This window comes from Streptacidiphilus sp. ASG 303, from assembly GCF_020991365.1.
Classification (GTDB): domain Bacteria; phylum Actinomycetota; class Actinomycetes; order Streptomycetales; family Streptomycetaceae; genus Peterkaempfera.
The window spans coordinates 216,121-234,457 of record NZ_JAJLRA010000005.1 but is presented as its reverse complement, the minus strand read 5'-3'; the positions used below and the strand labels follow the sequence as shown (position 1 = coordinate 234,457).

18 protein-coding genes are annotated in these 18,337 nt (G+C 75.5%); 14 read left to right on the top strand and 4 right to left on the bottom strand.

Features of this window, described 5'->3' with window-relative positions; all coding sequences use genetic code 11:
- Window positions 1-7 precede the first annotated feature (7 nt).
- From LO771_RS09800 to era, 10 genes are all read left to right on the top strand, one after another.
- On the top strand, window positions 8-3,424 hold the full coding sequence (locus LO771_RS09800) for a S41 family peptidase (protein ID WP_230649907.1): 3,417 nt from the start codon (window positions 8-10) through the stop codon (window positions 3,422-3,424).
- Between the two features lie 120 nt (window positions 3,425-3,544).
- The gene (locus tag LO771_RS09795; protein WP_230649904.1) at window positions 3,545-3,907 is read left to right on the top strand and encodes a histidine triad nucleotide-binding protein; all 363 of its coding nucleotides are present in this window, start codon (window positions 3,545-3,547) and stop codon (window positions 3,905-3,907) included.
- 15 nt (window positions 3,908-3,922) lie between these two features.
- Window positions 3,923-4,843: a ribonuclease Z gene (locus LO771_RS09790; protein ID WP_230649902.1), complete on the top strand. Its 921-nt coding sequence runs from the start codon at window positions 3,923-3,925 to the stop codon at window positions 4,841-4,843.
- 242 nt (window positions 4,844-5,085) lie between these two features.
- Window positions 5,086-6,252, top strand: coding sequence for a PhoH family protein (locus LO771_RS09785; RefSeq protein WP_230649899.1), 1,167 nt, complete (start codon window positions 5,086-5,088; stop codon window positions 6,250-6,252).
- 21 nt (window positions 6,253-6,273) lie between these two features.
- A complete protein-coding gene (gene ybeY, locus LO771_RS09780) occupies window positions 6,274-6,762 on the top strand; it encodes an rRNA maturation RNase YbeY (RefSeq protein ID WP_230649896.1) in 489 nt (162 codons plus the stop codon).
- Between the two features lie 101 nt (window positions 6,763-6,863).
- On the top strand, window positions 6,864-8,234 hold the full coding sequence (locus LO771_RS09775; protein ID WP_230649894.1) for a hemolysin family protein: 1,371 nt from the start codon (window positions 6,864-6,866) through the stop codon (window positions 8,232-8,234).
- A 68-nt stretch (window positions 8,235-8,302) separates the two neighbouring features.
- The gene (locus LO771_RS09770; RefSeq protein ID WP_230649892.1) at window positions 8,303-8,668 is read left to right on the top strand and encodes a cytidine deaminase; all 366 of its coding nucleotides are present in this window, start codon (window positions 8,303-8,305) and stop codon (window positions 8,666-8,668) included.
- Window positions 8,668-8,937: a hypothetical protein gene (locus LO771_RS09765; protein ID WP_230649889.1), complete on the top strand. Its 270-nt coding sequence runs from the start codon at window positions 8,668-8,670 to the stop codon at window positions 8,935-8,937. The genes LO771_RS09770 and LO771_RS09765 overlap by 1 nt, the downstream gene beginning before the upstream one ends.
- Before the next feature lie 48 nt (window positions 8,938-8,985).
- The gene (locus tag LO771_RS09760; RefSeq protein ID WP_230649886.1) at window positions 8,986-9,150 is read left to right on the top strand and encodes a hypothetical protein; all 165 of its coding nucleotides are present in this window, start codon (window positions 8,986-8,988) and stop codon (window positions 9,148-9,150) included.
- Between the two features lie 66 nt (window positions 9,151-9,216).
- Window positions 9,217-10,167: a GTPase Era gene (gene era / locus LO771_RS09755; protein ID WP_230649884.1), complete on the top strand. Its 951-nt coding sequence runs from the start codon at window positions 9,217-9,219 to the stop codon at window positions 10,165-10,167.
- Window positions 10,168-10,198: 31 nt separating this feature from the next.
- Here the strand turns inward: era and LO771_RS09750 are convergent, their stop codons facing one another.
- Entirely contained in the window at window positions 10,199-10,465 is a 267-nt protein-coding gene (locus tag LO771_RS09750) for a protealysin inhibitor emfourin (protein WP_230649881.1), read from the bottom strand.
- Window positions 10,466-10,635: 170 nt separating this feature from the next.
- Complete coding sequence (locus LO771_RS09745; RefSeq protein ID WP_230649878.1) at window positions 10,636-11,712, bottom strand: M4 family metallopeptidase; 1,077 nt, start codon at window positions 11,710-11,712, stop codon at window positions 10,636-10,638.
- Window positions 11,713-12,076: 364 nt separating this feature from the next.
- On the opposite strand from LO771_RS09745, the gene leuA reads away from it, so the two are divergent.
- The 4 genes from leuA to LO771_RS09725 all read left to right on the top strand — a co-directional run bounded on the left by leuA (window position 12,077) and on the right by LO771_RS09725 (window position 16,781).
- Window positions 12,077-13,858 (top strand): 2-isopropylmalate synthase, encoded by a 1,782-nt coding sequence (gene leuA, locus LO771_RS09740; RefSeq protein WP_230649875.1) that lies wholly within the window; start codon window positions 12,077-12,079, stop codon window positions 13,856-13,858.
- 235 nt (window positions 13,859-14,093) lie between these two features.
- Entirely contained in the window at window positions 14,094-14,822 is a 729-nt protein-coding gene (locus LO771_RS09735; protein WP_230649872.1) for a TerB family tellurite resistance protein, read from the top strand.
- Window positions 14,823-15,134: 312 nt separating this feature from the next.
- The gene (recO, locus tag LO771_RS09730) at window positions 15,135-15,881 is read left to right on the top strand and encodes a DNA repair protein RecO (protein WP_230649870.1); all 747 of its coding nucleotides are present in this window, start codon (window positions 15,135-15,137) and stop codon (window positions 15,879-15,881) included.
- Between the two features lie 3 nt (window positions 15,882-15,884).
- Window positions 15,885-16,781: an isoprenyl transferase gene (locus tag LO771_RS09725; protein ID WP_230649867.1), complete on the top strand. Its 897-nt coding sequence runs from the start codon at window positions 15,885-15,887 to the stop codon at window positions 16,779-16,781.
- An 85-nt stretch (window positions 16,782-16,866) separates the two neighbouring features.
- Here LO771_RS09725 and LO771_RS09720 read toward each other — a convergent pair whose 3' ends face one another.
- Both LO771_RS09720 and LO771_RS09715 read right to left on the bottom strand, forming a co-directional pair.
- On the bottom strand, window positions 16,867-17,292 hold the full coding sequence (locus LO771_RS09720; RefSeq protein ID WP_230649865.1) for a Fur family transcriptional regulator: 426 nt from the start codon (window positions 17,290-17,292) through the stop codon (window positions 16,867-16,869).
- A 124-nt stretch (window positions 17,293-17,416) separates the two neighbouring features.
- Complete coding sequence (locus LO771_RS09715) at window positions 17,417-18,337, bottom strand: metal ABC transporter permease (protein WP_230650238.1); 921 nt, start codon at window positions 18,335-18,337, stop codon at window positions 17,417-17,419.

The window sequence follows — 18,337 nt, the reverse complement described above, 5'->3', positions numbered from 1 at the left end:
GGCAGCCGTGATCACAGCAGCCCACGGCACCTCCGCGCACCCCGGCACCTACCTGCGCCACCCGCACCTCCACGGCGACCTGGTCACCTTCGTCGCCGAGGACGACGTCTGGATCGCACCCCTCGACGGAGGCCGCGCCTGGCGGCTCAGCGCCGACCGGACCCCCGTCGCCCACCCCCGCTTCTCGCCGGACGGCAGCCTGGTCGCCTGGACCTCCACCCGCGACGGCGCCCCCGAGATCCACGTCGCCCCCGTCGACGGCGGCCCCGCCCGCCGCCTGACCCACTGGGGCAGCGCCAGAACGGCGCTGCGCGGCTGGACGCCCGGCGGCGAGCCGGTCGCGATCACCACCGCCGGCCAGTCCACGCTCCGCCGCACCTGGGCCTTCGCCGTCCCGCTGGACGGCGGGGAGCCGCGCAGGCTGCCGTACGGACCGATCGGCGGCATCGCCTTCGAGCCCGGCGCGGAGGGCGACGGCGGCGACGCCCGGGTCCTGCTGCTGTCCGCCGGACCGGTCGGCACGGGCCGGGAGCCCGCGCACTGGAAGCGGTACCGCGGCGGCACCGCGGGCAAGCTGTGGCTCGGCCGCACCGGCGGGGAGTTCCACCGCGTGCACGCGGACCTCGACACCCAGATCGACTCGCCGATGTGGGTGGGCGGCCGCATCGCCTTCCTCTCCGACCACGACGGCACCGCCCGCCTCTGGTCCAGCCTCCCCGACGGCGGCGACCTGCGGCGGCACGGCGAGGGCGGCTTCTACGCCCGCAACGCCACCACCGACGGCACTCGGACCGTCTGGCACGAGGCCGGCGAGCTGTGGCTGCTGGACTCCCTCGACGGCGGCGCGCCCCGCCGCCTGGACGTCGCGCTCGGCGGCCCCCGCACCGGCCGCCAGCCGTTCCCGGTGCCCGCCGGGCACCACCTGGGGGTTCCCTCCCCCGACCGCACCGGCCGCGCGAGCGCCGTCACCGTGCGCGGCACCGTCCACTGGGTCACCCACCGCGACGGACCGGTCCGGGCCCTGGCCGCGGAGCCCGGCGTCCGGGCCCGCCTCGCCCGCGTCGTCCCCGTCCCCGCCGCCCCCGTCCCCGCCGCCCCCGTCCCCGCCGCCCCCGCCGGGGACGCCCGGGGCGGGGACGTCGAGGCCGTGGACGCCCAGGACGGCGCCGCCCCGAGCCGGGAGGCCCGGGCCGGCGGCGCCCCCGGAGGGGACCAGCCGCAGGGCGTCGTCTGGGTGACGGACGCCGAGGGCGAGGACGCCCTGGAGTACGCGCCTTCCACCGGCGCCGCCCCGGGCGCCGCGCCCCGCCGGATCGCCGCCGGGAGGCTCGGCCGCGTCCTGGACCTCGTCGCCGCCCCCGACGGCCGCCGGGTCGCCGTCGCCTCCCACGACGGCCGGGTGCTGCTGGTCGGGCTGGAGGACGGCGAGGTCCGCGAGGTCGCCCGCAGCGAGGACGGCGACGTCTGCGACCTGGCCTTCTCGCCCGACTCCGGCTGGCTGGCCTGGTCCCACCCCGGCCCCTGGCCGCTGCGGCAGCTGAAGATCGCCGACACGGAGAGCCTGGAGGTGGCCGACGCGACCCCGCTGCGCTTCAACGACACCTCGCCGTCCTTCACCGCCGACGGCCGCCACCTGGCGTTCCTGTCCATCCGCAACTTCGACCCGGTCTACGACGCCCACGTCTTCGACCTGTCCTTCCCGACCGGCTGCCGCCCGTACCTGCTGACCCTGGCCGCCGACACCCCCTCGCCGTTCGGCCCGCAGCGGGACGGCCGCCCGTTCGGCGGCGGCGACGGCGGTGCGGAGCCCAAGGGCGGCGGGGACGCCGAGGACGGCGGCGCCGGACGGGCGCCCGCCACCCGGGTGGACCTCGAAGGCCTGGCCGACCGCATCGTGCCCTTCCCGGTCCCCGGCGGCCGCTTCGGCGACCTCCGCGCCGCCGGCGACGGCGTGCTGTGGACGCGGCTCCCCGTCGCCGGGGTCCTCGGCGACGACCTGGCCTCCCCCGAGGCCGACGAGCTGCGCCCCGTCCTGGAGCGGTACGACCTCAAGGCCCTCAAGGACGAGGAGCTCCTCGACGGCCTCGACGCGTTCGCGGTCTCCGGCGACGGCAGCCGCATCGCGGTCCTCGACCACGGCCGGCTGCGGATCCTGCCCGCCGACCGCAAGGTGGCCGGCGACGGCTCCGACGACGACCTCACCGTCGACCTCTCCCGTGTCCGCGCCACCGTCGACCCGGGCGCCGAGTGGCGGCAGATGTTCGACGAGAACGGCCGCCTGGCCCGCGACAACTTCTGGCGCGAGGACATGAACGGCGTCGACTGGGACGGCGTGCTCGCCCGCTACCGCCCCCTCGTCGACCGCCTGGGGAGCCACGACGACCTGGTCGACCTCCTCTGGGAGGTCCAGGGCGAGCTGGGCACCTCGCACGCCTACGTCTCCCCGCCCGGCCGCGCCACCGATGAGGCCCGCCGGCAGGGGCTGCTCGGCGCCGACCTGGTCCGCGACGGCGACGTGTGGCGGGTCGCCCGGGTGCTGCCCGGCGAGTCCTCCGACCCGCGTGCCCGCTCCCCGCTGGCCGCGCCCGGTGTCGCGGTCCGGACCGGCGACGCGCTGACCGCCGTCGACGGGCGGCCCGTCGACCCGGTCACCGGCCCCATGCCGCTGCTCGCCGGGGCCGCCGGCCGCCCCGTGGAGCTCACCGTCGCCCCGGCCGGCGGCGGCGCGCCCCGGCAGGTCGTCGTGGTGCCGCTCGCCGACGAGGAGCCGCTGCGCTACCACGACTGGGTGGCGGGCCGCCGCGCCGAGACCCACCGCCTCTCCCAGGGGCGGGTCGGCTACCTCCACGTGCCGGACATGGTCGGCGCCGGCTGGGCCCAGCTCCACCGCGACCTGCGGGTGGAGATGGCGCGCGAGGGCGTGGTCGTGGACCTGCGGGAGAACCGCGGCGGCCACACCTCGCAGCTGGTGGTCGAGAAGCTCAACCGGCGCGTCGTCAGCTGGGGCCTGACGCGCGGCGTCCGCTCCGCCGAGCCGTACCCGAGCGACGCGCCCCGCGGCGCGGTGGTGGCGCTGGCCAACGAGTTCTCCGGCTCGGACGGCGACATCGTCAACGCCGCCATCCAGGCGCTCGGCATCGGACCGGTGGTCGGCGTCCGCACCTGGGGCGGCGTCATCGGCATCGACGGCCGCTACTCGCTGGTGGACGGCACCGGCGTCACCCAGCCGAAGTACGCGACCTGGTTCGAGAACTACGGCTGGGGCCTGGAGAACCACGGCGCGGACCCCGACGTCGAGGTCGTCATGGCGCCGCACCACTGGGCCGCGGGGGAGGACCCGCAGCTGGCCGAGGGCGTGCGGATCGCCCTGGCCTCCCTCGCGGAGCGGCCCGCGAAGCGGCCCCCGGCGCTGCCGGAGCTGTGACGCCCGGGGGCGGGGCCGCGGTGCGCCGCGGCCCCGCCCCCGCGGACGCCCGGCCGGGGGCCGATAGCATGCGGCGGGTACGGCCCGGCCAGGGCGCGGAGCGCGGAGAGTGGAGGCCCGATGACGGGTGAGCCGCAGGCGGACTGCCTGTTCTGCAGGATCGTGGCGCGGGAGGTCCCCGCCGAGGTGGTCCGCGAGACGGAGACCACCCTCGCCTTCCGCGACATCAGCCCCCAGGCCCCCGTGCACGTCCTCGTGGTGCCCAAGGCGCACTACCCGAACGCGGCGGCGCTGGCCGCCGGCGACCCGGCGCAGGCGGCCGCGGTCCTGGCGGAGGCGGGCGAGGTCGCCGCCCTGGAGAAGGTCGACGGGTCCGGCTACCGGATCATCTTCAACACCGGTGAGGGCGCCGGGCAGACCGTCTTCCACGCGCACGCGCACGTCCTGGGCGGCGGCGACAGCCTCCACGCCATGCTCGTCTGAGGGGGCGGCGCAGCCGTGTCCTCCCGCGAACTCGTCGTGCTCGGCACGGCCAGCCAGGTGCCCACCCGGCACCGCAACCACAACGGCTACCTGCTGCGGTGGGACGGCGAGGGCCTGCTCTTCGACCCGGGCGAGGGCACCCAGCGGCAGATGCTGCACGCCGGGGTCTCGGCCACCGACGTCACCCGGATCTGCGTCACCCACTTCCACGGCGACCACTGCCTGGGGCTGGCGGGCGTCGTCCAGCGGCTCAACCTCGACCGGGTGCCGCACCCGGTGGACTGCTGGTTCCCCGCCTCCGGAGGCCACTTCTTCGAGCGGCTGCGGCACGCCAGCGCCTTCCACGAGACGGTGGAGCTGCGGCCCCGGCCGATCGCCGCCGCCGGGCCGCTGGAGGCGCCGGGGATGCCGTTCGCCCTCGGCGCGGTGCGCCTGAGCCACCCCGTGGAGTCGTTCGGCTACCGGCTGGTCGAGCCCGACGGGCGGCGGATGCTGCCCGAGCGGCTCGCGGCGCTCGGCATCGCCGGACCCGACGTGGGCCGGCTGCAGCGGCAGGGCGTCCTCGTGCTGCCGGACGGGCGCACGGTCGGCGTGGCCGAGGTCAGCGAGCCGCGGCCCGGCCAGAGCTTCGCGTTCGTCATGGACACCCGGCTCTGCGAGGGCGTCGCCGCGCTCGCCGACGGGGTGGACATGCTGGTGATCGAGGCGACGTTCCTGGAGGCCGACGCGCGGCTCGCGGAGGACCACGGCCACCTCACCGCCGCGCAGGCCGCCCGCACCGCGGCCGAGGCCGGGGCGCGCACCCTGGTCCTCACCCACTTCTCGCAGCGCTACCCCGACCTGGAGGGGCACCTCGCCGAGGCCCGCGCGCACTTCGACGGCGAGATCGTGCTCGCCGCGGACCTCGCCCGGGTGCCGCTGCCGCCCCGCCGCTGACCGCGCGCCCCGGTCCCTGCTCCGGCCCCGGGCCGGATCCGGGCGGAGGACTGCGGGCCGGGGCGTGCGGGAGGCGGAAAAGAACTGGCGTGCGCGGCCCCCGTGGCGGAGCATCGACGGGCGGCGGCCGACCCGGCCGCCCGGTACCGCCGTCGGTGCCTCGGCGTACCCTTGGGGGTACCAGGCCGGAAGCGGCGGACCGGAACGACGGAGGGGATGAGGCAGGCCCCAGCGGCCGACCCATGACTGCGACACCAGACAGCGGGGCCCGGCGGGCCCGCACCACCGGACCGCGCACCGACGGCGCGCGGCCCCGCGCCAACGGCAGCGGCCCCGCGGTGGACGACGGCGGCACGGCACGCGCCCGCATCGTGATCCCCGAGAAGCACCCCATGGTGACCGTCCTGGGCTCCGCGGACTCCCTGCTGCGGGTCATCGAGGCCGCGTTCCCCGGGGTCGACATCCACGTCCGCGGCAACGAGGTGACCGCCACCGGCGACGCCGCCGAGACCGCCCTCGTGCAGCGCCTGTTCAACGAGATGATGCTGGTGCTGCGCACCGGCCAGCCCCTGACGGAGGACTCCGTGGAGCGCTCCATCGCCATGCTCCGGAGCGCGGCGGCCGACCCCTCCCACCCCGAGGCGTCGGACAACCCCTCCCAGGTGCTGACGGCCAACATCCTCTCCAGCCGCGGCCGCACCATCCGCCCCAAGACCCTCAACCAGATGCGCTACGTCGAGGCCATCGACCGGCACACCGTGGTCTTCGGCATCGGACCCGCCGGCACGGGCAAGACCTACCTGGCCATGGCCAAGGCCGTCCAGGCCCTCCAGGCCAAGGAGGTCAACCGGATCATCCTGACCCGCCCCGCCGTCGAGGCCGGCGAGCGGCTCGGCTTCCTGCCCGGCACCCTGTACGAGAAGATCGACCCGTACCTGCGCCCGCTCTACGACGCGCTGCACGACATGATGGACCCCGACTCCATCCCGCGCCTCATGGCCGCCGGGACGATCGAGGTGGCACCGCTCGCGTACATGCGCGGCCGCACCCTCAACGACGCGTTCATCATCCTCGACGAGGCGCAGAACACGAACCCCGAGCAGATGAAGATGTTCCTCACCCGGCTCGGGTTCAACTCCAAGATCGTCATCACCGGCGACGTCACCCAGGTCGACCTCCCCGGCGGCACGAGGAGCGGGCTGAAGGTCGTCCAGGAGATCCTCTCCGACGTCCCCGACATCCACTTCTCCCTCCTCACCAGCACCGACGTGGTCCGCCACAAGCTGGTGAGCCGCATCGTGGACGCCTACGAGCGCTGGGACGCCGAGAACCCCGCCGACGCCGGGGACCCGTCCGCGCACCGCCCCCGCGGCCGCGCACCCCGCCAGCCCCGCCGCAACGACAGCTGAGAGCCGAGAACCCCACCGACCATGTCGATCGACGTCAACAACGAGTCCGGCTGGGAGGTCGACGAGCAGTCCGTGCTCGACGTCGCCCGCTACGCCCTGGACCGCATGCGCATCCACCCCCTCTCCGAGCTGTCGGTGATCCTCGTGGACTCCGACGCCATGGAGCAGCTCCACATCCAGTGGATGGACGAGCCCGGCCCCACGGACGTGATGTCCTTCCCCATGGACGAGCTGCGCCCCGGCAAGGAGGGGGAGGAGCTGCCGCAGGGCCTCCTCGGCGACATCGTGCTCTGCCCCGAGGTCGCGCTCGGCCAGGGCAAGGCCGGCGGCCACTCCATGGACGACGAGCTGCAGCTGCTCACCGTCCACGGCGTGCTGCACGTCCTCGGCTACGACCACGAGGAGCCCGAGGAGGAGCGCGAGATGTTCGGCCTGCAGAAGCGCATCCTGGACGACTGGCGTGCCTCCCGCGGCCTGGAGGGCCCCTCCCCTGCCCCCACCGTCCGCTGAGACCGGACGGACCCGCGAAGCACCCCGCACGGGCCATCCCGCGCGGGCACCCCGCACGAGCAGTCCCGGCAACGGGCACACGGAAGAGCTGACAGACGCACATGGGCGGCAACACGACGTCGTTCGTCATCGGCGCGGTCCTGCTGGTCATCGTCGGATGGCTGGCGGCCTGCGCCGAGGCGGGCATCTCCCGGGTGTCCCGGTTCCGCGCCGAGGAGGCCGTCCGCGCCGGGCGGCGCGGCTCCGCCCGGCTCCTCACCCTGGCCACCGACCCCATCCGCTACCTCAACCTGGCCACCCTCATCCGGGTCGGCTCCGAGATGGCGGCCGCCGTCCTGGTCACCGTCGTCTGCGTGCGGGGCTTCGCCTCCACCTGGGTCGCGGTGCTGGTCGCCATCGGCGTGATGGTGCTGGTCTCCTTCGTCATGGTCGGGGTCTCCCCCCGCACCATCGGCCGCCAGCACCCCCTGAACACCGCCACCGCGGCCTCCGTGGTGCTGCTGCCGCTGGCCCGCGTCCTCGGCCCCATCCCCCGGCTGCTGATCCTCCTCGGCAACGCCCTCACCCCCGGCAAGGGCTTCCGGGAGGGCCCCTTCGCCTCCGAGGCCGAGCTGCGCGCCCTGGTCGACCTCGCCGAGAAGGACGCCCTGATCGAGGACGAGGAGCGCCGCATGGTGCACTCGGTCTTCGAGCTCGGCGACACCATCGTCCGCGAGGTGATGGTGCCCCGCACCGACCTGGTGCTCATCGAGCGGCACAAGAGCGTCCGCCAGGCCCTCACCCTGGCGCTGCGCAGCGGCTTCTCCCGCATCCCCGTGGTCGGCGACAACGAGGACGACGTCGTCGGCATCGTCTACCTCAAGGACCTGGTCCGCCGCACCCACATCAACCGCGACGCCGAGTCCGAGCCGGTCTCCTCGGTCATGCGCCCCGCCGTCTTCGTCCCCGACTCCAAGCCGGCCGGCGACCTGCTGCGCGAGATGCAGCAGATGCGCTCCCACGTCGCCATCGTCATCGACGAGTACGGCGGGACCGCCGGCCTGGTCACCATCGAGGACGTCCTGGAGGAGATCGTCGGCGAGATCACCGACGAGTACGACCGGGAGGCCCCGCCCGTGGAGGAGCTGGGCGGCGGCACCTACCGGGTCACCGCCCGGCTGCCCGTCGAGGACCTCGGCGAGCTCTTCGGCCTGGAGCTGGCCGACGAGGACGTCGAGACCGTCGGCGGCCTCCTCGCCAAGCACCTGGGCCGCGTGCCCATCCCCGGCGCCTCCTGCGAGGTGCCGCTCCCGGAGGACGACGCGGTGCCCATCACCGCGCTGCGCCTGACCGCCGAGTCCTCCGCCGGCCGCCGCAACCGCATCGGCACCGTCCTCGCCGAGCCGGTGCGGCGCGGCGGGGGCCGCGGGCACGGCGAGGACCGGGCGGCGCAGGCCGCCGAGGAGCACGAGGAGCCGCACCCCGCCGGCTGACCCCGGCCTCCGGGCCGCCCTCCCGGGGCGGCGCGGCCTCGGCCGGACGGCCCGGCGCGGTGATCGCTATGCTCGGGGCCATGAGCGACGCCGCAGCCGGGCTGGACCCGGAGGACAAGAAGATCGTCACCCTGGCCCGCTCGGCCCGGGCCCGCAACGGCGTCCCCGAGGGCGCGGCGGTCCGCGACGAGACCGGCCGCACCTACGTGGCCGGCACCGTCGCCCTGGAGTCCCTGCGGCTCACCGCCCTGCAGACCGCGGTCGCCATGGCCGTCGCCAGCGGCGCCAAGGGCCTGGAGGCCGCCGCCGTGGTCACCGCCGCCGACGCCCCGGCCGAGGCGGACCTCGCCGCCGTCCGCGACCTGGGCGGGGCGGGGACGCCGGTGCTGCTGGCCGGCCCCGACGGCACGGTGCTGTCCACCACGCCCGCCTGATGGTCCGCAGACCCGGGTCGCGGCTCGACCGGTGGACCGGCCCGCGGGTCCAGGAGGTCCTGGTCGCCCTGTGGAGCGCCTTCCTGCTCCTCAGGTGGGCCGTGCGCCTCCGCGACCACGGCGTCCGGGACGGCTGGGACGTGGCCGCGTCCGTCGTGCTGGGGCTCTTCGCCGTGCTGGCCGCGGTCTCCGCCGCCCGGTGGGTCCTCGGCCGGGTGCGCTCCCGCCGGGGGCGGCGCGCTGTTGGACACCTGTCCGACCGGGGCTAGGCTCCCGGTGCGGGCGCAGGGAGCGCCCGCGGGGGAGGGCCGGAGGGCATGGGGGGCTGCGCGTTCATCGCGGCCGCGCTGGTGGTGCTGTGGGGGATGGGCATCTGGCACGAGACCGGGTCGCCCGGCTGGCTCGCCGCGTCCATCACCGTCGCGGTCCTCACCGTCGCGAGCGTCCTGCACTCCCTGGGGAGCGGCAGGAAGAAGAAGTAGCGGCCGGTCCGCAGGGGCCCCGGGGCGGAGGGCGCGTGTGCGCGGCACCCCTCCCGGTCGGGGACAATGGTCGCCATGAGCCTCACTCCCCCTTCCGGCGGCGCCCCCTTCCGCGCCGGCTTCGCCTGCTTCGTCGGGCGGCCGAACGCGGGCAAGTCGACCCTGACCAACGCCCTGGTGGGGACGAAGGTCGCCATCACCTCCAACCGCCCGCAGACCACCCGGCACTCGGTGCGCGGCATCGTCCACCGGTCCGACGCCCAGCTGGTGCTGGTGGACACCCCCGGCCTGCACAAGCCGCGCACCCTGCTCGGCGAGCGGCTCAACGACGTGGTCCGCAGCACCTGGGCCGAGGTCGACGTCATCGGCTTCTGCCTGCCCGCCGACCAGAAGCTGGGCCCCGGCGACCGCTTCATCGCCAAGGAGCTGGCCGAGGTGAAGCGGACCCCCAAGGTCGCGATCGTCACCAAGACCGACCTGGTCGACTCGCAGCGCCTCGCCGAGCAGCTGATCGCCGTCGACCAGCTCGGCAGGGAGGTCGGCATCGAGTGGGCGGAGATCGTGCCCGTCTCCGCCGTCGGCGACCGGCAGGTGGGCCTGCTGGCGGACCTGCTGGTCCCGCTGCTGCCGGAGGGCCCGTCCCTGTACCCGGACGGCGACCTCACCGACGAGCCCGAGCAGGTCATGGTCGCGGAGCTGATCCGCGAGGCCGCCCTGGAGGGCGTCCGCGACGAGCTGCCGCACTCCCTCGCCGTGGTGGTCGAGGAGATGCTGCCCCGCGAGGGCCGCCCCGCCGACCGGCCGCTGCTGGACATCCACGCCAACGTCTACATCGAGCGGCAGAGCCAGAAGGCGATCGTCATCGGCGCCAAGGGCTCCCGCCTCAAGCACGTCGGCACCACCGCCCGCAAGCACATCGAGGCCCTGCTCGGCACGCCCGTCTTCCTCGACCTGCACGTCAAGGTCGCCAAGGACTGGCAGCGCGACCCCAAGCAGCTGCGCAAGCTCGGTTTCTGACGCCCTGCCCGGCAGGGGGCGGCCGGCCGGGTCAGGCGCCCTCCTGCAGCACCAGGGAGACCAGCTCCCGCTGGGCCTCCGTCAGGCGCGGGTCGGCGCAGTGCACCGTCCGCCCGTCCACCGTGATCTCGTAGTGGAAGCCGTCGGGCACGCCGAAGCTCCGGGTCCGCAGGCCGGAGGCCATCGCCTCCCGGACGAGGGCGTGGACGTGCGGCGCGTCGGTCCGTGCGGAGGTGTCCAGCTCGGCCCGGCGCGCGATCCCGGCGAGGCCGCCGGTGCGGGTGACGCTGATGCGCATGGTGCCAGTCTGCTATCCGGCGGGCCGGTCTGGCGAGGGGTTGCCGCGACGGGCCGGTGCCGGCGGGCGCGGGACGGCCGCCGGGGCGCCCCGCCCCCCGCCGGACGCCCCGGCGCGCCCGGCACCGGCCCGTCGCGCCGCCCGCCCCCCGGCGGCCGGGCCGGCGCCGGTCACCCCGTGACGCCCACCTGCGCCCACCCCTTGGCCACCGCGTCCGCCTCCCGGCCCTCGCCGTAGCGGGCGCGGGCCGCCTCCACCGTGGCCGCCGCGAAGGCCGCGAAGTCGGCGTCCGGCCGCAGCCCCGGCGAGGTCAGGGCGTCGTACCAGACCTGCCCGGCCCGCTCCCAGGCGTTGCCGCCGAGCGCGGTCGCCGCGAGGTAGAAGGCGTGGTTAGGGATGCCGGAGTTGATGTGCACCCCGCCGTCGTCGTCCCGGGTGTCCACGTAGCCGTCCATGGTGGCGGGCTGCGGGTCCTTCCCCAGCACCTCGTCGTCGTAGGCGGTGCCGGGCGCCCGCATGGAGCGCAGCGCCACGCCGTGCACCCGCGGCGCCAGCAGCCCGGCGCCGATCAGCCAGTCCGCCCGGTCGGCGGTCTGCTGCAGGGCGTACTGCTTGACCAGGGAGCCGAAGACGTCGGAGAGCGACTCGTTGAGGGCGCCGGACTGGCCCCGGTACTCCAGCTCGGCGGTGTACTGGGTGACGCCGTGGGTCAGCTCGTGGCCGATGACGTCCAGCGGGACGGTGAAGTCGCCGAAGACCTCGCCGTCGCCGTCGCCGAAGACCATCCGCTCGCCGTCCCAGAAGGCGTTGTCGTAGTCGCGGCCGTAGTGCACGGTCGCGTCCAGCGGCAGTCCGGCGCCGTCGATCGAGCGGCGGCCGTAGACCGCGCGGTAGAGGGCGAAGGTGGCGCCGAGGCCGTCGTACGCCCGGTTCACCGAGCCGTCCGCGACCGCCGCGCCGCCCTCGCGGCGCACCGTGCGGCCGGGCAGGTGCTCGGTGTGGCGGGCGTCGCGGACGGTCCGCTCGGGGCGGTCGCCGGCGGTCGCGGGCGGCGGTGCGGCGCGGCGGGCGAGGACGCGGTTCTCCCGGTGCCGGGCGTCCAGGGCGAGGGAGCGCCGGGCGGCGTCCCGGACCGCGGCGTCGCCGGCCTCCGCCAGCCGGTCCAGGACGTGCGGCGGCACGATGGTGCAGAAGCAGGCGCGGCCTCCCGGGGTGCGGTCCGCGGCGCCGTGGGCTGTGGGTTCCATGCGCCCAGGGTCCCCGCGGGGCCACGCGTTGTCACCGGACCGGGCGGCGGATTCCCCCGGAGCGGCGAGGAGGGATCGTTTCCGCAGCCCGCCGGGGTGTCGGCGCGGTCCGCCCCCGGCCCGCCTGCGGCGTGTCCGCCCGTGTCTCACGTGGCGGGACGTCCCTGCGGTGCGCGCGGGGGCTGGGTTACGCTGGGCGGCATCATGCGCTACGGGCTGCTTCTTCTTAGCTGCCGCGGCGGGGGCCTGTAGACCACGAGGCCGGCTCCCTCGCCGCGGGGACCGGTGCTGCGCGCACCGCCGCAGCCGTCGGCCCGCCGGACCCCCGTCCGGCCAGCCCGTCGCCAGAGGAGCAACCACCGCCATGACCCAGTCGGAGTCCGTCGCCCGCGCCCACGTCGGGCGCCCCACCCCGATCACCGCCGCCACCGTGCGCCAGCAGCCCTCGCGGATGCCGGTCCACCGCTACGCTCCGTTCCCCACCGTGGACCTGCCCGACCGCACCTGGCCCGACCAGGTGATCACCAGGGCGCCGCGCTGGCTCTCCACCGACCTGCGGGACGGCAACCAGGCCCTGATCGACCCCATGTCGCCCGCCCGCAAGCGCCAGATGTTCGACCTGCTGGTCCGCATGGGCTACAAGGAGATCGAGGTCGGCTTCCCCTCCTCCGGCCAGACGGACTTCGACTTCGTCCGCTCCCTCATCGAGGACGGCGCGATCCCCGAGGACGTCACGATCTCGGTGCTGACGCAGGCCCGCGAGGAGCTGATCGAGCGGACCGTCGAGTCGCTGGCCGGCGCGCCCCGGGCCACCGTGCACCTGTACAACGCCACCGCGCCGCTCTTCCGCCGGGTGGTCTTCCGCGCGAGCCGCGAGGAGGTCCGGCAGATCGCGGTGGACGGCACCCGCCTGGTGATGGAGTACGGCGAGAAGATCCTGGGCGGCGACACCGTCCTGGGCTACGAGTACTCGCCGGAGATCTTCATCGACACCGAGCTGGACTTCGCCCTGGAGGTCTGCGAGGCGGTCATGGACGTCTGGCAGCCCGGCGAGGGCCGCGAGATCATCCTCAACCTGCCCACCACGGTCGAGCGCTCCACCCCGAACGTCTACGCCGACCGCATCGAGTGGATGTCGCGCCACCTGTCGCGCCGCGAGCACGTCTGCCTCTCCGCGCACCCCCACAACGACCGCGGCACCGGCGTCGCCTCCGCCGAGCTGGCCGTCATGGCCGGAGCCGACCGCGTCGAGGGCTGCCTCTTCGGGCAGGGCGAGCGCACCGGCAACCTGGACCTGGTCACCGTCGGCCTGAACCTCTTCTCCCAGGGCGTCGACCCGCAGATCGACTTCTCCGACATCGACGAGATCCGCCGCACCGCCGAGTACTGCAACCAGATGCCGGTGCCCGAGCGCCACCCCTACGCCGGCGACCTGGTGTACACCTCCTTCTCCGGCTCCCACCAGGACGCCATCAAGAAGGGCTTCGAGGCCCTGGAGGCCGACGCGGCCGCCGCCGGCCGCAGCGTCGCCGACCAGCCGTGGGGCGTGCCGTACCTGCCGATCGACCCCAAGGACGTCGGCCGCTCCTACGAGGCCGTCATCCGCGTCAACAGCCAGTCCGGCAAGGGCGGCGTCGCCTACGTCCTGAAGAACGACCACAAGCTGGACCTGCCCCGCCGGATGCAGATCGAGTTCTCGCGGATCATCCAGGCCAAGACCGACGCCGAGGGCGGCGAGATCACCCCGGACGCCATCTGGTCCGTCTTCGAGGACGAGTACCTGCCCGTCCCCGGCGCCCCCTGGGGCCGCATCTCGCTGCGCAGCGCCCAGCGGCTGAACACCGACGAGGGCCACGACGTGCTGACCGCCGAGGCCGTCGTCGACGGCCGGGAGACCGTCCTGACCGGCTCCGGCAACGGCCCGGTCTCCGCCTTCGTCGACGCCCTGGCCGGGATCGGCGTGGACGTACGGGTGCTGGACTACGCCGAGCACGCGCTGAGCCAGGGCGGCGACGCCCGGGCGGCCGCGTACGTCGAGTGCGCCGTCGACGGCCGGGTGCTCTGGGGCGTCGGCATGGACGCCAACACCGTCCGCGCCTCGCTGAAGGCCATCGTCAGCGCCGTCAACCGGGCCCGCCGCGCCTGACCCGCGCGCCACCCCGCCGCCGCACGCGCCGCCGGGACCCCCGGCGGCGCGTGTGTGTCCTGCGCCACACTTTTTCGGCCCGACCACCGTCCGGGGTACTGACAGGGCCTCACGCGCGTGGCAGCATCGACCCAACCGACAGCGGGGTCGGTGGGACGCCCCTGAGTGCTCGGTTGCGTGACCTCGCCCGTGGGTGACGGGCAGGGGACGCCGGCAGTGACAGGGGAGTGCGCCTGTGACGCGTCTGTGGGGTGTCCGTCCGGCATGGCGGACCGAGGTCCTCGGTGAGTTCTTCTGCTCCGGCTGCGGCGGCGACCGCAACTACCGCCGGCAGCGGGGCCGCCGCTGGCTGCGCCTGCTCGGCGCCCCCGTGCTGCCCCTCGGACCGGCCGGCGCCAGCGTCCAGTGCACCGCCTGCCGCGCCCGCTACGCGCCCTCCGCCCTGGAGCGCCCCACCTGCACCCGGCTCTCCGCCATGCTGCGCGACGCCCAGTACACCGTCGCGCTCGCCGTCCTCGCCGCCGGCGGCGCCGCCAGCCGCCCCACGCGCGAGGCCGCCTGCGGGGTGATCCGGGAGGCCGGCTTCGAGGACTGCGGCGAGGCCCAGGTGCTCGCCGCCCTCGCGGCGCTCTCCGGCCTCGGCTCCGCCCCGGGCGGCGACCCCCGCGGCTCCCTGCCCCTCGGCGCCCTGCCCCTCGACGCCGCGCCCCTCGACGCCGTGTACGGCGGCATCGGCGGCGGCCTCGCGATCGAGCTCCACGCCGCCCTGGAGCCGCTCGCCCCCCACCTCGCCCCGCAGGGGCTGGAGCGGCTCCTGCTCCAGGGCGCCTGGATCGCCCTCGCCGACGGCCCCTACCGGCCCGCCGAGCGCGACGCCCTCGCCGCCGTCGGCCACTGCCTGCAGCTCGGCGAGGACCGGATCGCGGAGCTGCTGGAGGCGGCGGCCCGCACGCCGCACTCCTAGGCACGCCTCCCAAGGACGGGCCCGCGTCCCCCTCCCGGGCCTGCCCGGACCCGCACCGGCGCGGGCGCCCGCCCTGCAGCGGCCCGCGGCGCCCCCGGTGCGGGCCCCCGGGGACCTCCGCGGCCCGCCCCGCGCCCGCCACCCGTGGCGCCTGCGCCCGCCCGCGTCCGCCACCCGTGGTCCCTGCGCCCGCAACCGTCCGCCACCCGTGGCGCCTGCGCCCGCCCGCCCCCGGAGCCCGGTCCGGATGCGGGAGAATGGCACCATGCCGCACCCAGCCCCCGCCCCCCGCCCCCGCCCGGGCCGCACCGCATGAGCCTCTACCGCGACGACGGCATCGTGCTGCGCACCCAGAAGCTGGGCGAGGCCGACCGCATCATCACCCTCCTCACCCGCCACCACGGCCGGGTGCGGGCGGTGGCACGCGGCGTGCGGCGCACCAAGTCCAAGTTCGGCGCCCGGCTGGAGCCCTTCTCCCACGTCGACGTGCAGTTCTTCGCCCGCGGCAGCGACCTCGTCGGCCGCGGCCTGCCGCTGTGCACCCAGGTGGAGACCATCGCCCCCTACGGCGGTGACATCGTCTCCGACTACGGCCGCTACACCGCCGGCACCGCCATGCTGGAGACCGCCGAGCGGTTCACCGAGAACGAGGGCGAGCCCGCCGTCCAGCAGTACCTGCTGCTCGTCGGCGGCCTGCGCACGCTGGCGTCCGGCGCCCACGACGCCCACCTGGTGCTGGACGCGTTCCTGCTGCGCTCCCTCGCCGTCAACGGCTACGGCGCCACCTTCGACGACTGCGCCAAGTGCGGCATGGAGGGGCCCAACCGGTTCTTCTCCCTGCAGGCGGGCGGGGTCCTGTGCGGCGACTGCCGGGTCCCCGGCAGTGCCGTACCCTCCCCTGAGACACTGGAACTGCTCGGTGCGCTGCTCTCCGGCGACTGGGAGACCGCGGACGCCTGCGAGCCGCGGCACTGCCGAGAGGGCAGCGGCCTGGTCGCCGCCTACCTGCAGTGGCACCTCGAGCGGGGCCTCCGTTCCCTGAGATACGTGGAGAAGTAGGCGATGGCAGCACGACGGCTCTTCGGCGGCGGACGGCAGCGGACCTACCTGCCGCCCAGCCCGCACCCGAGCGGCGCGCAGCCGCCGAAGATCCCCGGCGAGCTGGTCCCGAACCACGTCGCCATCGTCATGGACGGCAACGGCCGCTGGGCCAAGGAGCGCGGCCTGCCCCGCACCGAGGGCCACAAGGTCGGCGAGGGCGTCGTGCTCGACGTCCTCAAGGGCTGCATCGAGCTGGGCGTGAGGAACCTCTCGCTCTACGCCTTCTCCACCGAGAACTGGAAGCGCTCGCCCGAGGAGGTGCGCTTCCTCATGAACTTCAACCGCGACGTCATCCACCGCCGCCGCGACGAGATGGACGCCCTCGGCGTGCGGGTCCGCTGGGCCGGGCGGATGCCGAAGCTCTGGAAGAGCGTCGTGCAGGAGCTCCAGGTCGCCGAGGAGCAGACCAGGGACAACGACCTCGTGACGCTGTACATGTGCGTCAACTACGGCGGCCGCGCCGAGATCGCCGACGCCGCCGCCGCGATCGCCGAGGACGTCGCCGCGGGCCGGCTCGACCCGGGCAAGGTCAACGAGAAGACCTTCGCCCGCTACCTCTACCACCGCGACATGCCGGACGTGGACCTCTTCCTGCGGCCCAGCGGCGAGCAGCGGACCTCGAACTTCCTGCTCTGGCAGTCCGCGTACGCCGAGTTCGTCTTCCAGGACGTCCTCTGGCCGGACTTCGACCGCCGCGACCTGTGGCGCGCCTGCGAGCAGTACGCGATGCGCGACCGCCGCTTCGGCGGCGCCCTGCCCAACGAGGCGGCCTCCGGCGGGCCGGACGGGAGCGCGGCCGACGGGGCCGCCGAGGGGCTGCCCGAAGCCGGGGGGATACCCGCCCAGCAGCAGCGCTGAGACGCGGCGAGGGGCCCGGGAGGCGGCGACCGCCTCCCGGGCCCCTCGCGCACGGCCCCCAGCCCTGCCCCGGGTCCGCGCCCCGTCAGCCGATGCCGGAGCAGGCGCCGCCGGAGCAGGCGGCGCAGGTGCCGAAGATCTCCAGGGTGTGGGAGATGTCCGAGAACCCGTGCTCGGCGGCGACCGCGTCGGCCCACCGCTCCACGGCCGGGCCCTCGACCTCCACCGTGCGCCCGCAGCTGCGGCACACCAGGTGGTGGTGGTGCCCGCTGCTGCACCGCCGGTACACGGCCTCGCCGTCGGCGGTGCGCAGCACGTCGACCTCGCCCGCGTCGGCCAGCGACTGCAGGGTGCGGTAGACGGTGGTCAGGCCGACCGAGTCGCCCCGGTGGCGGAGGAGGTCGTGCAGCTCCTGGGCGCTGCGGAAGTCCTGGATCTCGTCCAGGGCGGCGGACACGGCGGCGCGCTGCCGGGTCGACCGGGCACGCGGCGACGGGCTGGCGGTGGTCACCGTGAGTCCTCCTCGGTGGTCGGTGCGGTCGATGGTCTCGGTGCGGTCGGTGCGGTCGGCGGGCCCGCCGCACCGGCCCGTGGCCGGGGAGCGCCGGGTCCTGCGGCCGGCGGTGCCGGGGCCCTCATTCTGCCAGCGCGGCCCCCCGCGCGGGCCCCTGCCCGCTCCCGGTGTCCTCCCGCGGACCGGGCAGCACCAGGTCGCAGGCGGCCGGTTCCGCGCCGCCGCCCCCGGTGCGGTGGCGGCGCCGGGCCAGGGGCACGGCCAGGACCCCGATCAGGCCGAACACGACCATGGCGAGCACCACGATGGCGGGGCCGGGCGGCAGGTCCTGGTAGTAGGAGGCGGTGGTGCCGGTGAGGGAGACCGCCACGCCGATGCCGACCGCCAGCGCCTGGGTGGCGGCGAAGGACCGGGTGACCTGCTGGGCCGCGGCGACCGGGACCACCATCAGGGCGCTCACCAGCAGCAGGCCCACCACCCGCATGGCCACGGTGACGGTGACGGCGGCGGTGACCGCCAGCAGCAGGTTGAGCAGCCGCACCGGCAGCCCGGTGACCCGGGCGAACTCCTCGTCCTGGCAGACGGCGAAGAGCTGCCGCCGCAGGCCGAAGGTGATCGCGGTGACGAGGGCCGCGAGCACCCCGACGGTGGCGATGTCGGCCGTGGAGACGGTGAGGATCGAGCCCCACAGGTAGCTGGTGAGGTTGGCCATCGAGCCGTCGGGCGAGAGCTTGATGATCAGCGCGCCGCCCGCCATGCCGCCGTAGAAGAGCATGGCCAGCGCGATGTCGCCGCGGGTGCGGCCGCGCTCGCGGATCAGCTCCATCACCACCGCGCCGGCGGACGCGACCAGCGTGGCCATCCAGACGGGACTCGTGTTCAGCAGGAAGCCCAGCGAGACGCCGGTGAGGGCGACGTGGCCGATGCCGTCGCCCATGATCGCCTGGCGGCGCTGCACCAGGTAGAGGCCGACGGCGGGCGCGGTGACCCCGATCAGCAGGGCGGCGAGCAGGGCCCGCTGCATGAAGGCGGCGTTCAGCAT

Coding starts and splice junctions, on each gene's coding strand:
- leuA (WP_230649875.1), top strand. CDS start 12,077: ATGACCCAGTCGGAGTCCGTCGCCCGCGCCCACGTCGGGCGCCCCACC.
- LO771_RS09770 (WP_230649892.1), top strand. CDS start 8,303: ATGCTCGGGGCCATGAGCGACGCCGCAGCCGGGCTGGACCCGGAGGAC.
- ybeY (WP_230649896.1), top strand. CDS start 6,274: ATGTCGATCGACGTCAACAACGAGTCCGGCTGGGAGGTCGACGAGCAG.
- LO771_RS09745 (WP_230649878.1), bottom strand. CDS start 11,712: ATGGAACCCACAGCCCACGGCGCCGCGGACCGCACCCCGGGAGGCCGC.
- LO771_RS09750 (WP_230649881.1), bottom strand. CDS start 10,465: ATGCGCATCAGCGTCACCCGCACCGGCGGCCTCGCCGGGATCGCGCGC.
- era (WP_230649884.1), top strand. CDS start 9,217: ATGGTCGCCATGAGCCTCACTCCCCCTTCCGGCGGCGCCCCCTTCCGC.
- recO (WP_230649870.1), top strand. CDS start 15,135: ATGAGCCTCTACCGCGACGACGGCATCGTGCTGCGCACCCAGAAGCTG.
- LO771_RS09785 (WP_230649899.1), top strand. CDS start 5,086: ATGACTGCGACACCAGACAGCGGGGCCCGGCGGGCCCGCACCACCGGA.
- LO771_RS09715 (WP_230650238.1), bottom strand. CDS start 18,337: ATGCTGAACGCCGCCTTCATGCAGCGGGCCCTGCTCGCCGCCCTGCTG.
- LO771_RS09795 (WP_230649904.1), top strand. CDS start 3,545: ATGACGGGTGAGCCGCAGGCGGACTGCCTGTTCTGCAGGATCGTGGCG.
- LO771_RS09765 (WP_230649889.1), top strand. CDS start 8,668: ATGGTCCGCAGACCCGGGTCGCGGCTCGACCGGTGGACCGGCCCGCGG.
- LO771_RS09760 (WP_230649886.1), top strand. CDS start 8,986: ATGGGGGGCTGCGCGTTCATCGCGGCCGCGCTGGTGGTGCTGTGGGGG.
- LO771_RS09775 (WP_230649894.1), top strand. CDS start 6,864: ATGGGCGGCAACACGACGTCGTTCGTCATCGGCGCGGTCCTGCTGGTC.
- LO771_RS09725 (WP_230649867.1), top strand. CDS start 15,885: ATGGCAGCACGACGGCTCTTCGGCGGCGGACGGCAGCGGACCTACCTG.